The organism is Brevundimonas olei (assembly GCF_037055245.1).
GTDB lineage: Bacteria > Pseudomonadota > Alphaproteobacteria > Caulobacterales > Caulobacteraceae > Brevundimonas > Brevundimonas olei.
In genome coordinates this window covers 3267461-3280688 of record NZ_CP146369.1, presented here as the reverse complement: position 1 = coordinate 3280688, position 13228 = coordinate 3267461, and the positions used below count along the sequence as shown (strand labels likewise).

Annotated in this window: 13 protein-coding genes; 10 read left to right on the top strand and 3 right to left on the bottom strand. The window is 71.0% G+C overall.

All coding sequences use genetic code 11. The features are described from left to right. Positions 1 to 140 precede the first annotated feature (140 nt). The gene (locus V8J38_RS15840; RefSeq protein WP_312220791.1) at positions 141 to 470 is read left to right on the top strand and encodes a YbaB/EbfC family nucleoid-associated protein; all 330 of its coding nucleotides are present in this window, start codon (positions 141 to 143) and stop codon (positions 468 to 470) included. Beyond that, positions 470 to 1072 carry a recombination mediator RecR gene (gene recR / locus V8J38_RS15835; protein WP_338577095.1) on the top strand — a complete coding sequence of 201 codons (603 nt, stop codon included), beginning with the start codon at positions 470 to 472 and terminating at the stop codon, positions 1070 to 1072. The genes V8J38_RS15840 and recR overlap by 1 nt, the downstream gene beginning before the upstream one ends. A gap of 7 nt (positions 1073 to 1079) precedes the next feature. On the opposite strand, the gene V8J38_RS15830 is transcribed toward recR, so the two are convergent. Continuing rightward, the gene (locus V8J38_RS15830) at positions 1080 to 2354 is read right to left on the bottom strand and encodes a YihY/virulence factor BrkB family protein (protein ID WP_338577093.1); all 1275 of its coding nucleotides are present in this window, start codon (positions 2352 to 2354) and stop codon (positions 1080 to 1082) included. Positions 2355 to 2426: 72 nt separating this feature from the next. On the opposite strand from V8J38_RS15830, the gene prmC reads away from it, so the two are divergent. The 8 genes from prmC to V8J38_RS15790 all read left to right on the top strand — a co-directional run bounded on the left by prmC (position 2427) and on the right by V8J38_RS15790 (position 9363). Further along, positions 2427 to 3335 (top strand): peptide chain release factor N(5)-glutamine methyltransferase, encoded by a 909-nt coding sequence (gene prmC / locus V8J38_RS15825; RefSeq protein ID WP_338577091.1) that lies wholly within the window; start codon positions 2427 to 2429, stop codon positions 3333 to 3335. Positions 3336 to 3626: 291 nt separating this feature from the next. Continuing rightward, positions 3627 to 4559, top strand: a complete 933-nt coding sequence (locus tag V8J38_RS15820; RefSeq protein WP_338577089.1) for a DUF4167 domain-containing protein — start codon at positions 3627 to 3629, stop codon at positions 4557 to 4559. A gap of 82 nt (positions 4560 to 4641) precedes the next feature. Continuing rightward, on the top strand, positions 4642 to 6003 hold the full coding sequence (locus V8J38_RS15815) for a hybrid sensor histidine kinase/response regulator (RefSeq protein WP_338577088.1): 1362 nt from the start codon (positions 4642 to 4644) through the stop codon (positions 6001 to 6003). Positions 6004 to 6115: 112 nt separating this feature from the next. Further along, the gene (locus V8J38_RS15810) at positions 6116 to 6823 is read left to right on the top strand and encodes a DUF4893 domain-containing protein (protein WP_338577087.1); all 708 of its coding nucleotides are present in this window, start codon (positions 6116 to 6118) and stop codon (positions 6821 to 6823) included. 61 nt (positions 6824 to 6884) lie between these two features. Next, positions 6885 to 7622, top strand: coding sequence for a DUF4893 domain-containing protein (locus V8J38_RS15805; RefSeq protein ID WP_338577085.1), 738 nt, complete (start codon positions 6885 to 6887; stop codon positions 7620 to 7622). A 72-nt stretch (positions 7623 to 7694) separates the two neighbouring features. Beyond that, a complete protein-coding gene (locus V8J38_RS15800; protein ID WP_291782798.1) occupies positions 7695 to 8099 on the top strand; it encodes a hypothetical protein in 405 nt (134 codons plus the stop codon). A 122-nt stretch (positions 8100 to 8221) separates the two neighbouring features. After that, positions 8222 to 8734 (top strand): hypothetical protein, encoded by a 513-nt coding sequence (locus V8J38_RS15795; RefSeq protein ID WP_291782801.1) that lies wholly within the window; start codon positions 8222 to 8224, stop codon positions 8732 to 8734. 5 nt (positions 8735 to 8739) lie between these two features. After that, a complete protein-coding gene (locus tag V8J38_RS15790) occupies positions 8740 to 9363 on the top strand; it encodes an OmpA family protein (protein WP_338577082.1) in 624 nt (207 codons plus the stop codon). Between the two features lie 9 nt (positions 9364 to 9372). Here the strand turns inward: V8J38_RS15790 and V8J38_RS15785 are convergent, their stop codons facing one another. Beyond that, positions 9373 to 11025 carry a serine hydrolase gene (locus tag V8J38_RS15785; protein WP_338577080.1) on the bottom strand — a complete coding sequence of 551 codons (1653 nt, stop codon included), beginning with the start codon at positions 11023 to 11025 and terminating at the stop codon, positions 9373 to 9375. Positions 11026 to 11262: 237 nt separating this feature from the next. Further along, a complete protein-coding gene (locus V8J38_RS15780; RefSeq protein ID WP_338577078.1) occupies positions 11263 to 13188 on the bottom strand; it encodes a BCCT family transporter in 1926 nt (641 codons plus the stop codon). Between the last annotated feature and the right edge of the window lie 40 nt (positions 13189 to 13228).

Here is a 13228-nt window from a genome sequence, read left to right as displayed (position 1 = left end):
TGGTGGCTAATTAGTTTTGCGAGTCGTCGCCGTCAAGGGATCAGCAACCGATTTTGTGACGAATGTGCAGGGAGGCGAGCGCGACAGGCTTTCTTCGCCAGGGTCTGGAGCCGCGCGGCGCTTGGCCCTATCTAGGGCTCATGAAAGACCTCAACGCCCTGATGCAACAGGCCCAGGCGATGCAGCAGAAGCTGCAGGACGCCCAGGCGAAAATGGCCGAATCCACCGCCGAGGGCACCTCGGGCGGCGGCCTTGTGACCATCTCTCTGAAAGGCCCCGGCGAGATCACCTCGGTGAAGATCGACGACAGCCTGATGGCCCCCGGTGAGGGCGAGATCCTGGCCGACCTGATCGTCGCCGCCCACGCCGACGCCAAGCGCAAGCTGGACGAGGTCAACAACGCCCTGATGCGCGACGCCGCCGGACCGATGGCCGGGATGAACATCCCCGGAATGCCGAAACTCTTCTGATGGCCGCCTCCGCCGGGCCGGAAATCGAACGGCTCATCAGCCTGCTGGCCAAGCTGCCGGGCATGGGCCCGCGCTCGGCCCGGCGCGCGGCGCTCGCCCTGCTGAAGCGGCGCGAGCAACTGCTGGTCCCGCTGGCGGCCTCCTTGGCCGAGACGGCGGACAAGGTGGTCAACTGCTCGGTCTGCGGTTCGCCCGATACGCGCGACCCCTGCTCGGTCTGTGCGGACCAGACCCGCGACAACGCCCTGATCTGCGTGGTCGAGGAGGCCGGCGCCCTGTGGGCCATGGAGCGCTCGGGCGCCTTTCGCGGCAAGTATCACGTCCTGGGCGGCCTGTTGTCGGCGCTGGACGGCGTCGGCCCTGAACAACTTCGCATCGCCGAACTGATCGGCCGGGCGAAAGGCGGAGAGGCGAAGGAGGTGGTCCTGGCCCTGCCCGCCACCGTCGACGGCCAGACCACGGCCCACTACCTGGCCGAGCGCCTGTCGGCGGCGGGGGTGCAGGTCACCTCCCTCGCGCGCGGCGTCCCCGTCGGCGGCGAGTTGGATTGGCTGGACGACGGCACCATCATCCAGGCCCTGCGGGCGCGCCGCCCCGCCTAGCGAGCGTCTAGCGCCGCTTCTTCATGCGCCGCCGCATCACCCGGTCGCCCAGCGCCTCGGCGTATTTCAGGGTGAAGGCCAGGGCGGCGGGATTGCCGCGCCGGGGGCCGACCGAATCGGCCATCACCGCCCCGCGCTCGCCGATCGGCAGGGGCGCGCCCGTGGTGGTGTCCAGCGCGGTCTGGTGCTCGATCTCGGCGTTCAGCCGCGCGCCCATCAGGATCACCTGCACCGAGAACCACGTCCACAGCAGGAAGCCCATGGCCGCCGCCAGCGGGCCGTAGGAATCGGTGCGCACGAAGGTGGTCAGGAACCAGCTGAACAGGAAGGACACCAGCAGGCTCAGGCTGGCCGCGAACAGGGCTCCCGGCGTCAGCCAGCGCCAGCGCGCCCGCGATCGGCTCGGCCCCAGCCGATAGATCAGGGCCAGCGCCCCGACATAGCCGAAGAACAGCAGGGGCCAGCGCAGCGGCGCCAGATAGGCCCACTCGTCCTGCAGGCCGAACACCGCCAGAACCACCGGCACGCCCACCACCAGGGCCGAGCTCAGCAGCACCGCCGCCATGGCCGAGACGGTGAAGCCCATGCACATCAGGTTGTAGACGACGATGTTGCGCCGCTCGACCTCGTGATAGGCGAGATTCAGTCCGTAGAAGAGGGTCTTGACCCCCCCGTTGGCCGCCCACAGCGTCAGCAGCAGGGTCCAGACCAGGGTGAAGGTCAGCTGGCCGGTCGAATTGCCCGCCAGCCGCGTCATCTCCGTCCCCAGGAACTGGGCCACATTGGCGGGCAGCACCTCATAGAGGAAGCTCAGCTGCCCCCAGGCGTCGGCCGGATCGGCGAACAGGCCGTAGATGGTGACGAAGGCGCCCAGCGTCGGGAACAGGGCCAGCAGCATGAAGAAGGTCACGCCCCCGGCGACGAAGCCGACGCGGTCGCCGAAATAGCCCATGACCGTGCGCCACAGGATGTCGACCCAGCCCTTGTGCGGAATCTCCAGCGGGCGGCGCGCTAGTCGGCCCCGGCCGGGCTCGTCGGCGTCATAGTCCTCGGGCGTGGGATCGCGCGGGGGCAGGGGCTCGGGCCGCTCGGGCCGCAGCTCCAGGCCGAAGCGGTGGCCCTGGGTGTAGAGCAGGTGCGCCGCCGTCGCGCCCGTCGCCAGCCCGCCCGCGGCGGCGGCCAGATAGCGCAGCAGTCCGCCCGCCGCGCCGTGTGATCCCCGCGCAGCACGACGTTTCCCGGCGCGCGAGGCGCGATGACTGGACTGTGGCTTCATCCCCATTCGCCCTTCAACGGCCACGCTGTCGGGCCGTTCCGTCTTGAAATCATGCGTTACAGACCCCAATCACCGGGAATGTCCGATCAGAACACCCAACCGACCCTGCTGACCGCCTGGAAAGGCGCCCAGGCGCGCCTGAAGGCCGCCGGCATCGACAGCCCCTCCATCGACGCGCGCCTGATGCTTGAGGCGGCGACGGGGGCGGGCCGCGTCGATATCCTGAACGACCCCTACCGCGCGCTCAGTCCCGAGCAAACCCTGGCGCTGGACGCCATGGTGGACCGCCGCCTGCGCCGCGAGCCGGTGTCGCGCATCCTGGGACGCAAGGGCTTCTGGAAGATCATGCTGAACGTCACCCCCGACGTGCTCAGCCCGCGCCCGGACACCGAGACGGTGGTGGACGTCATCGTCCGCGCCTTCCCGCCGAACTCGACCTTCGAGATGGCCGACCTGGGCACGGGCTCGGGCGCCATCCTGCTGGCCGCCCTGGCCGAGCGGCGCGGCGCGCGCGGCGTCGGCACCGACATCTCGACCGAGGCCATCGCCGTGGCGCGCGAGAACGCGGCCAACCTGGACCTGAACAACCGCTGCACCTTCCTGCGCACCGACTGGGCGGCGGGCTTCGCCGACGCCAGCTTCGACCTGGTGGTGTCCAATCCGCCCTACATCCCGACCGGCGACATCGCCGGCCTGGACCCCGAGGTGCGCGAGCACGACCCGCACCTGGCGCTGGACGGCGGCCCGGACGGCCTGCAGCCCTATCGCGACCTGGCGCCCGAGATCGCCCGCATCCTGCGTCCCGAAGGCGTCTTCGCCGTCGAGATCGGCTGGGATCAGGGCCAGGCGGTCAAGGCTCTGTTCGAGGCGGCGGGCTTCACCGACGTCAAGGTGGTTCAGGATCTGTCGAACCGCGACCGCGTCGTCACCAACGGCCCGGACCCGCGCGTCGGACCCATCCCCGAGGTCGAAGGTCCCGTTCAATAAGTCTGCGGCGATAAAAACCCTTGGAAAGCGTCTCGCTGCGCGCTAAGTCCGTGGTGTTCCCCACTCAAACGCATCCTTTTCGGGCCGGTTCGCCTGAACAAGCGCGTCGGAGTTCAGTGACGGTCGCGCCCCTAAGACGGACGTGGCGGACCACGGGGAACGCACGGTTTTCCGAACAGATCGCACCGGGGATAGGCCCCGAACGAACGGAACGACGAACAGGGTCCCGCCCGTCTTCTTCGACGGCGGCCCGCACCAGCACGGTAAGCTCCGATGAGAGATTTCAAGGGCATGAAGCGTCAACGCGGACGCAACCGTAAGCCCGGCGGCGGCAATAACGCCAACGCGACCAATCCGAACCGTTCCTGGGACTCGCAAGGTCCCGAGAACATCAAGGTCCGGGGCAACGCCCAGACCGTCTATGAACGCTACATGCAGCTGGCGCGCGACGCCGCGGCCGCCGGCGACCGCGTTCTGGCCGAGAACTACACCCAGCACGCCGAACACTATTTCCGCGTCCTGCGCGCCCTTCAGCCGCAGCGCTCGGTCAGCGAGATCGCCCAGCGCGAACAGGCGGGCCAGGGCTTCGACATCGACTTCGAGGACGAGTCGGGCGCCCAGGCGGCGGCCATCATCGCCGCCCAACAGGCCGAGGAGCGCCGGGTCGAGGAAGAGGCTCGCCGTCAGGCCGAACGCGCCGAGCGCGAGGCCAACCGCGATCGCGAACCGCGCGAGCCCAGAGAAGCACGCGAACCGCGCGAACCGCGTGAAAACGGCGACGGCGACAACCGCGAGGGCGGCCGTCGCGAATCCCGCCGCGAGCGCTGGGAGCGCCGCCGCGAGGAGCGCAATCGCCGCTTCGAGAACGGCGAGTCCGACGACGCCTCCAGCGACGACGCCGCGACGGTCCAGGACGAGGGCCGTCCGTTCGGCGAGTCCGCTCCCGAAGCCGCCGCGCCTGCCGTCGCCGATCACGCAGCCGACGCGCCCTCGGCCGATGTCGCGCCCGACGCCGGCGATGAACCCGTCGCCAAGGCTCCGCGCACGCGTCGTCCGCGCGCCGCCGCCGCTGCTCCGGCCGCTGCGGATGAGCCCGCTGCGGCCCTGCCGGGCTTCCTGACTCGCCCCACGGCGATCGAAGACGCCGCGCCGAGCGACGAAACGCCCGCCCCGCGCACCCGCCGTCCGCGCCGCAAGGCCGAGGCGGTCGCCGACGACGAATAGGGCGTGATCGCAACCTAGACGGGTGCGTTCATATTAATGCAACCAGTTGCGCGTCACTCTCGAGCCATCGGGAGGACGTGTGATGGAATTCGTTCTACTGGCGGTCGCCCTCGGTCTGGCGACGGGGATCGCCGGCGTCAGGCTGTCGATCGGCGCCCACGGGCGCATAGGCGCGGCGCAGAGGCTGCATGACCGTCAGGCCGCCGTCGCCCGACGCCGCATCGTCGATCTGGAGGGCGCGGTGTGCGACGTCGAGGCGCGCCTGCTGCGGGCTCAGGCGGTCGAGTCCGCCGGCCGACGCACCCACGCCGCCCTGCTGAGCGCCGCCAGTCGCGAGATGCGCGGCCCCCTGGACGCCGTTCTCGGTTTCTCCGACCTGCTGCGGATCAACGCCGTCAACGACCCCCTCAGCCATCGCCAGGCCCAGGCCGTCGATCAGATTCGCGAGGCGGCGGTCCGGTTGCGGACCCTGGTCGAGGGCCTGACCGTCTTCGCCGGCGCCGCCTCTGCGGGTGCGGCGGCCTCCGAGCGTCTGGACCCTTTGCTGGTCGCGCGCCGCATCTGCCAGGCCCTGGCCGACCAGGCTCGGGCGGCGGGGGTCGACCTGCGCCCGCCGCCGTTCCAGGCCGGTCTGACCGTCCAGGCCGAGGCGCGCGCCCTCGACCAGGTGATGACCGGTCTGATCGGCAACGCCGTCCAGCACAACCGGCCGGGCGGGGCGGTCCTGATCGAGGGACGCCACGTCGACCACGAGGTCTGGATCACCGTGCGCGACACGGGGCCGGGCCTGTCGCCCGCCCGGATCAAGTCTCTGTTCGACCCCTTCGTCCCGCGCCGGCGGCCCGCCGCCTCGACCGACGGCGCGGGGGTCGGCCTGGCCGCCGCGCGTCGTCTGGCGGCCGCCATGAACGGCGATCTGGCGGTCGAGAGCCGCGAGGGCGAGGGGGCCGCCTTCACCCTGCGTCTGCCCGCTGCGCCGCCCTCCGAGCCGCAGGCCGCCCCTCATCCCCAGCTTCAGGCCGCCCCGCCCCTGCCGCGCCTGCCGAACGCCGTCCTGCTCTACATCGCCGAGGACCCGGCCGCCGTCGCCCTGATGCGTCGGCTGCTGCACGCCCTGGGTCCGATCCAGCTTCACGTCGCCGCCACCGCGCAGGAGGGGACGGATCTGGCGCGCGATCTGCAGCCCGACGCCGTGGTTCTCGACCTCGATCTGCACGGCGCCGAGGGGTTGTCCGTCAAGACCGCCCTGGCCGAGGAGCCCCTGACCCGCGACCTGCCCGTCCTGGCCTTGTCGGCGGCGGTCGACCCGGACTGGGTGGGCCGCGCCCAGGCGGCGGGCTTCGCCGAATACCTGACCAAGCCGGTCGCCCTATCCGAACTGGCGGGGGCCCTGGCGCGTCTTCTGACGCCCTCTTCCCCGCCCGAAACGGCGATGCGCGCCTGACGACCTCACGCGGTCGCGACGACGGGCGGGGTTGACGCCGCGCCTCATGGCGGCTTCCTAAGAGAAACGGGGCTTTCGATCCTCGTCGCGTGAGAAGACCGAGATGCCGCCTATGCCGAACCGACCTCTGACGCCCCTGTTCAAGGCCTGGGTCGGCCCGGCCCTGGCTGCGGCGGCCCTGGCGGCCTGCGCCACGACGCCGCCGCCTCCGCCGCCGCCCCCGGCGCCGCCGCCCGTTCCGCCGGCGCCCGAGGCGCCGGTCGGCGTCGTGCTGGACGACTGGCGCGGCGTCATCACCCCGGCCGACCGCGATCGTTACCAGCGCCGCGCCGCCGCCTGGACCCTGGCGCTGGAGCAGGCCCGGCGTCAGCCCGGCTCGGGCGACCTGACGGCCCTGGGCGCCTTGATCGATCCTGACGCCGGCCGTCCCGGCGTCGCCCCGCCGCCCGGCGCCTACCGCTGCCGCACCGTCAAGCTGGGGTCCCAGGGCGACGAGGGCGGCCTGGGCTATGTGGTCTACGGCTGGTTCGCCTGCCGCATCGAACAGACCCCGGCCGGGCTGAAGCTGGTCAAGCGCACGGGCTCCCAGCGTCCGGCGGGCCTGCTCTTCCCCGAGAACGACCGCGAGATGGTCTTCCTGGGCTCCATGGCCCTGGCGTCCGAACCGACCGCGCGCAGCTATGGCCAACGCCCGGAACGCGACATGGTCGGAGTGCTGGAGCGCGTCGGCGAGGCCCGCTGGCGCCTGGTCACGCCCTGGCCGGCGACGGAATCCAACCTCGATCTGCTGGAGCTGGTCCCCGCGACTCCCTCGCGCTGAACGGGCGCGCTGAACCGTCGCGGTTCCCGGCCGTTAGGAGGGGATGATGTTGGAGACTCCCATGCGCCTCGGACCCGCCTGCGCCGTCGTCATTCTCAGCGCCGCCGCCCTGACCGGCTGCGACCGCGCCGCCGCGCCCGATCGGCCGGCCTCGCCCGCGCCGGCCCCCGTCGAGCCGGCCCCTGAGGCTCCCGCGCCCGCGCCCGAGGCGCCGGCCGCGACCCCGTCTCCGGGCGAGCAGGGCGGGGGCGACGACTGGCGCGCGGTGGCCACGCCCGCCGACGCCAGCCTGCTGGGCCGTCTCGATCAGGCCTGGCGCCTGGCTCGGGCCGAGGCCGAGGAACGGGGCTTCGCCGATGAGGTGGAATCCCTCGGCGTCCTGGTCGACCCCAACGCCGGTCAGGCCGGCCGTCTTCAACCCCCGCCGGGCGACTACCGGTGCCGGACCATCAAGCTGGGCGCGCGCGATTCCGGCCAGGGCGGGTCAGGGGGGCTGGCCTACGTCGCCTATCCCGCCTTCCGCTGCCGCGTCGAACTGACGCCGGGCGGCGACCTGATCCTGGAGAAGACCACGGGCAGCCAGCGCACGCGCGGCCTGCTCTATCCCGACACCGACCGGCGCCTGGTCTACGTCGGCGCCCAGGCCTGGGGCGACGAGACCGGCTTCCCGGCCTACGGCGCCCGGGCCGAGCGCGACCAGCTGGGCGTGTTCGAGCGCATCGGACCCCAGCGCTGGCGCCTGGTCATTCCCTTCCCCAAGCAGGAATCCAAGCTCGACATTCTGGAGCTGACGCGCTGATCGCGGCTTGACCGGGCGGGGCCGCGCCCGTCACCCTGTGCGCTTTCCTCGCCTTAATTCGGGAGCACGCGCATGCGCGGCGTCGGCCTCACGCTCGGATCCATCATCGCCATCGCCGTCGTCCTGGCGGTCGTGCTGATCGGCTTCCCGACCTACAACGTCTATACCAAGCAGATGGCCGGGCGCGCCGCCTATGAGGAGGCGGTGCAGAACCGCCGCATCCGCGTGCTGGAGGCCCAGGCCGCCCTGGACGCCGCCAAGCTGACCGCCCAGGCCGAGATCGAGCGCGCCAAGGGCGCCAATGAGGCCAACCGCATCATGGCCGAGGCCCTGGGCGGCCCCGAGGCCTATCTGCGCTGGTCCTACATCAACATGCTGCAGGAGACGGCCGGCAAGGAAGGCCGCCAGACCATCTACATCCCCACCGAGGCCGGGATGCCGATCCTCGAGGCGGGGCGGCGCCCGGCGACCCGTTAGGTCGAAGGCGACGGAACCGGGTGCGCCGCTCAGGCCTTCTGTCGATCGCGAACGATTGAAGGAAGGGATGTTTCATGAAGTTGCGGCCGTCAGTACGGGGCCTGCCCGTTCTTCTCGGACTCATGATGCCGGCTCTGGCGGCGTGTGGTCAGGGCCAGGCCGAGAAGGCCGAGGACGCGGCGCCGCCGCCCGCAGCCGCCGCGCCTGAAACGGCGCCGTCCCCGACGGTCGCGGCGTCTCCGGTTCCTCCTCCTCCGGCGGCGGCGCTCCGCTCCTCGCCAGGCCCTCGAGGGTCGACCGTGGACCTGACGCGGGTCCAGGTCACGGGCTCCATCCTGACGGTGGAGCTGCGCTACACGCCGCCGCCTGGCGAAGCGGTCTCCCAGTGGTTCTTCAACATCAGCGACGTCAGCGTCATCGACGACGCCACCTCGCAGCGCTACGGCGTGTTGCAGGACGAGGAGAAGAAGTGGATGGCCGCGCCGCTCTCAGGCGGGCGGATCGGCGTCAGCACCGGGCGGGACAAGCCGGCGATCATCTGGTTCAAATTCCCTGCGCCGCCCGCCGACAGCGCCACCATCTCCCTGAACATGCCCGATGTCAGTCCGTTTGACGGCGTGCCGGTGCAGCGGTGAGGCGAGTGCGCGTCGCCGCCGCGGCGGCGGGGCTGGTCGCGGCTCTGGCCGCCTGTTCCGGCGAGCGGTCCGACGAGTCTGGCCCGTCGCCCGCCGCTGCGCCGACGCCCTCGCCGCAGGTCGAGACGAACCCCGTCACGCCGCCGACGGCGGGGACCGGCGCCCAGAACGGCGCCCTGGGCGGCGGCGCTCGCCTGACCGGTCAGGTCAGCGGCCTCACCGGCCGGATCAGCGGCTTCGCCATGCGCCAGACCGAGGCGCAGACCATTGTCGAACTGGCGTCGGACGTGCTGTTCGCCTTCGATTCCGCCCGGCTGACGGCGGAGGCGGAAGCGGCGCTGCGTCGCACGGCCGAACTGGCTGCTCAGGCGGGATCGGGCCGCATCACCGTGGTCGGCCATACCGATTCGGTCGGCGAGGACGCCTATAATCTCGCGCTTTCCACGCGACGGGCCGAGGCGGTGGCGCAGTGGCTCGCGGCGTCGGGCGGCGTCCCGGCGGATCGCCTGCACGCCGAGGGGCGCGGCGAGGCCGAACCCGCAGCGCCCAATGCGACGACCGACGGCCAGGACGACCCCGAGGGCCGCGCCAGGAACCGCCGCGTCGTGGTCGCCATTCCGCGCGCCTGAGCCGCCGCCTCAGACCCGCGTCAGCCGCAGGTCCTGATAGTCGTAGCTGAAGTCGATGTCGGGCGAGACGCCCTTGACCGTGGCCGTCGCAGGCTTGGCCGTGGCGATGCTGAAGGTGACGAAGGCGTCTTCCTCGCGCTTGTCGGGGAAGCGGGTGCGAAAGGTCTCGCCGTCGTAGGGCTCCAGCCAGCCCTGCAGCGCCGGGGTGTGGGTGAAGCGCAGCCACAGGCCGGACTTGCGGTTACGGCCGCGCCCCTCGGTCTTCGGCTCGATGACGATGTCGCCGTACCAGGGATCGCGCCAGGTTCCGGCGTAGGCCTCCAGCGGCAGGGACGGGGCCGCGCCCGCCGCCTGTTTGGCGTCGATCTCGACGGCGGCCTTCAGCGACTTCTCGATCCCCTCGGCCTCGCGCTTTTTCGAATCCGCGATCCAGTCGACGTCGACCTTGTTCATGGCGATGTCGGACAGGCCCGAGCGCAGGGCGCGCAGTAGGAAGCTCTCCTCGGCGTTGGTGAAGACGGAAAAGCCGATCTTGCGGCCGGGGATCAGCACCGTGGCTGAAATGCCGCCGGGCGAGCCGCCGCCGTGGGTCGCCAGCCGCTCGCCGCGATAGTCCTGCACCTGCAGCCCCATGGCGTAGGTCGAGGCCACGGCCCGGTTGGGCAGCTCCGCCGTCGGTCCGTTGGACGAGGAGACCACGATGTTGGGCTTGTACATCTCGCGCGCGGCGGCTTCGGAGAACAGGCGCGTCCCGTCGGCCAGCCTGCCTTCGTTCAGGCGCACGGCGATCCATTTGGCCCAGTCGGTCGCGCTGGCGCAGATGCCCCCGGCTGCCGCCGCCGAATCCCAGTTCCACACCTCGACGATGGATTCGGCGATCTGGGTCATCGGCCCCTGATAGCGCAGGGGCGGCCCGACGCGGCCGTGCGGCAGGGCGGACTTCGCCGGATCGGCCAGGCGGGCCAGGGGCACGCTCTCGCTCATGCCGACCTTGTCGAAGATGCGGGTCTGGACGAAGTCCTCCCACGACAGGCCGGATGCCTTTTCGATCACCGCGCCCGCGACCACGAACATCAGGTTGCAGTAGTCGTAGTCCTCGCGGAAGCCGTCCTCGATCGGCACGAAGGCGGCCTGGGCCAGCACCTGCGCGCGCGTCCGGTCGCTGTTGGGCCAGAACAGCAGGTCGCCGGCGCCCAGGCCGAAACCGGCGCGGTGGCTCAGCGTATCGCGCACGGTGATCTGCTGGCTCACCAACGGGTCCGACAGGGTGAAGCCCGGCAGATAGGTGCGGATCGGCTCGTCCCACTTCACCTTGCCTTCGTCGACCAGGATGGCCAGGCAGGCGGCGGTGACGTTCTTGGAGTTCGACGCGATGGCGAACAGGGTGTGTTCGTCGGCCGGTTCGGCCTTGCCCTGGCGGCGCACGCCGTAGCCCTTGGCCAGCACCGTCTTGCCGTCGCGGACCAGGGCCAGCGACACGGCGGGCTGCTCCGGCCAGGCGGCCATGCAGCGCTGCACCCAGGCGTCGGCGGCGGCGGCGATCTCCTCGTCGGAGCGCGTGTCGGCGCTGGTCTGGGCCCAGCCGGTCGCGGGCAAGGCCGCGCCCGTGGCGGCGACGGCGGAGGAAATCAACGCCGCGCGGCGCGACAGGCGGATGGACATCAAGGACGCTCCCGAAGACTGAACGGCGACGCTACCGCCGCCGCTTCGCCGGGCCAAGGGGCGTATGTGCGTTACGCATGACACTCGTCACCCTCGGGCTTGTCCCGAGGGCCCATCGCAGTGCCAGGTCCAACGACAAGGATTGATAAGCGAGGCATTAAAACAGCGCTCAGCTGCATTCGCTCCTACCATGGGCCCTCGGGACAAGCCCGAGGGTGACGGTGTGCGGGGACCGGTCTACGCCGCCAGCCGCCACCTTTGCAGGTGCTCCAGCACGTCCGCCACGATCTGGGCGCGGGTGAAGCCGGTCACGTCGCGCGGGCGCGTGCCGTCCCCGGTCACGGCGCTGAGCCGCCATTCCAGGGCGCGGCGGCTTTCGGGCGCCTCCAGCGCGGTCAGGGCCGGGCGAGGCCGCGACCGGGCGCCCAGCCGATACAGGAAGTCCCGCCCGTTGGCGTGCTCGACCCTCAGCCAGACGCCGTTGTCGTCGCCCTGGACCTCGCTGTTCTCCAGACCCTCGGCGGCCACCGCCGCGCGCACCTCTTCCAGCGCCGGGGCGCCGTGGCGGGCGATCTGGCGGTCGATGTCGCGGCGGCTGGCGGGGGCCAGGATGCGCTTGAGCTGTTCGCGCAAGGGCGCCGCCTCGGTCTCGACGGCCTCGCCCCTCAGGTCGGCGCCCATCTGCCGCGCCAGGCCGAAACAGGCCAGGATCATGATGACGGCGAAGGGCAGGGCCGCCACCAGGGTCGCCGCCTGCAGGGCGCCCAGCCCGCCCGCCAGCAGCAGCAGGGCCGCCGCCAGCCCCTGCAACACGCACCAGTAGATGCGCTGCCAGCGCGGCGTGTCTTCGACGCCGCCCGAGGCCAGTGTGTCGATCACCAGCGATCCTGAATCCGCCGAGGTGACGAAGAAGACCGCCACCAGGGCGATGGCCAGGGTCGAGGTGATCGCCGTCCCCGGCAGATACTCCAGAAAACGGAACAGGGCGGTCGACAGGTCCGCCTGAACGGCGTCCGAGATCGCGCCGGCGGCCGCGCCCAGATCCAGGCTCATGGCCGTATTGCCGAAGACCGTCATCCACAAAAAGGTGAAGCCCGACGGGACCAGCAGCACGCCGATCAGGAACTCCCGCACCGTGCGCCCGCGCGAGATGCGGGCGATGAACATGCCCACGAACGGCGACCAGGCGATCCACCAGGCCCAGTAGAACAACGTCCAGTCCGCCATCCAGGCGCGCGGCTCATAGGCGTAGAGGGTGAAGGTGCGGACGAAGAAATGATCCAGATAGAGGCCGAAATTCTGCACATAGGCCCGCAGCAGGAACAGCGTCGGCCCCGTGATCAGCACGAACAGCATCAGGCAGACGGCCAGCACCAGGTTCAGCTCCGACAGACGCCGAACCCCCTTGTCCACGCCCGACAGGACGGACAGGGTCGCCACGCCCATGACCACGACGATCAGGGCCACCTGCATGGTGACGCTGCTGGGCAGGCCGAAGACGTAGTTGAGGCCCGAGTTCATCTGGGCCACGCCCAGCCCCAGGGAGGTGGCGATGCCGAACAGGGTGCCGCAGATGGCGAAGATGTCGACCATGTCGCCGATCGGGCCGTTCACCCGCTTGCCCAGCAGGGGATAGAGGCTGGACCGCATGGTCAGGGGCAGGCCCTTCCGGTGCGCGAAATAGCCCAGGCTCAGCCCGACAACGGCGTAGATGGCCCAGGCGTGGACGCCCCAGTGGGTATAGGTGATGACCATGGCCTCGCGCGCGGCGTCGATGGTGCCGGGCTGGGCCTCGGGCGGGGCGATGTAGTGCTGCACCGGCTCGGCCACGGCGAAATACATCAGGCCGATGCCCATGCCCGCCGCGAACAGCATGGCCAGCCATGAGACATAGGGGAAGTCCGGCTCGGCGTCGTCCGGCCCCAGCTTCAGCCGCCCGGTCGGACCCACGGCCAGCACGGTCGCGAACAGCAGGAACCCGGCCACGGAGGCGACGTAGAACCAGCCGAAGGTCTCGATCACCCAGGCCTGGGCGCGTCCGAACAGCAGGCCGGACGTGGCGGGCGCCAGCAGGGCGAGCAGCAGCAGTCCGCCTGCGATCGCGCTGGCCCCCCAGAAGACACGGGGGTTCATCTTGGTCGTCAGCATGGGCCGCAAGCGCACGGCGACGCTTATGGTTCCATACGGATTTCAGCTCGTTCCG

Bases quoted from the DNA above. Each gene is read 5' to 3' on its own strand.
- V8J38_RS15840 (WP_312220791.1), top strand. From the start codon at position 141: ATGAAAGACCTCAACGCCCTGATGCAACAGGCCCAGGCGATGCAGCAG.
- recR (WP_338577095.1), top strand. From the start codon at position 470: ATGGCCGCCTCCGCCGGGCCGGAAATCGAACGGCTCATCAGCCTGCTG.
- V8J38_RS15830 (WP_338577093.1), bottom strand. From the start codon at position 2,354: ATGGGGATGAAGCCACAGTCCAGTCATCGCGCCTCGCGCGCCGGGAAA.
- prmC (WP_338577091.1), top strand. From the start codon at position 2,427: ATGTCCGATCAGAACACCCAACCGACCCTGCTGACCGCCTGGAAAGGC.
- V8J38_RS15820 (WP_338577089.1), top strand. From the start codon at position 3,627: ATGAAGCGTCAACGCGGACGCAACCGTAAGCCCGGCGGCGGCAATAAC.
- V8J38_RS15815 (WP_338577088.1), top strand. From the start codon at position 4,642: ATGGAATTCGTTCTACTGGCGGTCGCCCTCGGTCTGGCGACGGGGATC.
- V8J38_RS15810 (WP_338577087.1), top strand. From the start codon at position 6,116: ATGCCGAACCGACCTCTGACGCCCCTGTTCAAGGCCTGGGTCGGCCCG.
- V8J38_RS15805 (WP_338577085.1), top strand. From the start codon at position 6,885: ATGCGCCTCGGACCCGCCTGCGCCGTCGTCATTCTCAGCGCCGCCGCC.
- V8J38_RS15800 (WP_291782798.1), top strand. From the start codon at position 7,695: ATGCGCGGCGTCGGCCTCACGCTCGGATCCATCATCGCCATCGCCGTC.
- V8J38_RS15795 (WP_291782801.1), top strand. From the start codon at position 8,222: ATGATGCCGGCTCTGGCGGCGTGTGGTCAGGGCCAGGCCGAGAAGGCC.
- V8J38_RS15785 (WP_338577080.1), bottom strand. From the start codon at position 11,025: ATGTCCATCCGCCTGTCGCGCCGCGCGGCGTTGATTTCCTCCGCCGTC.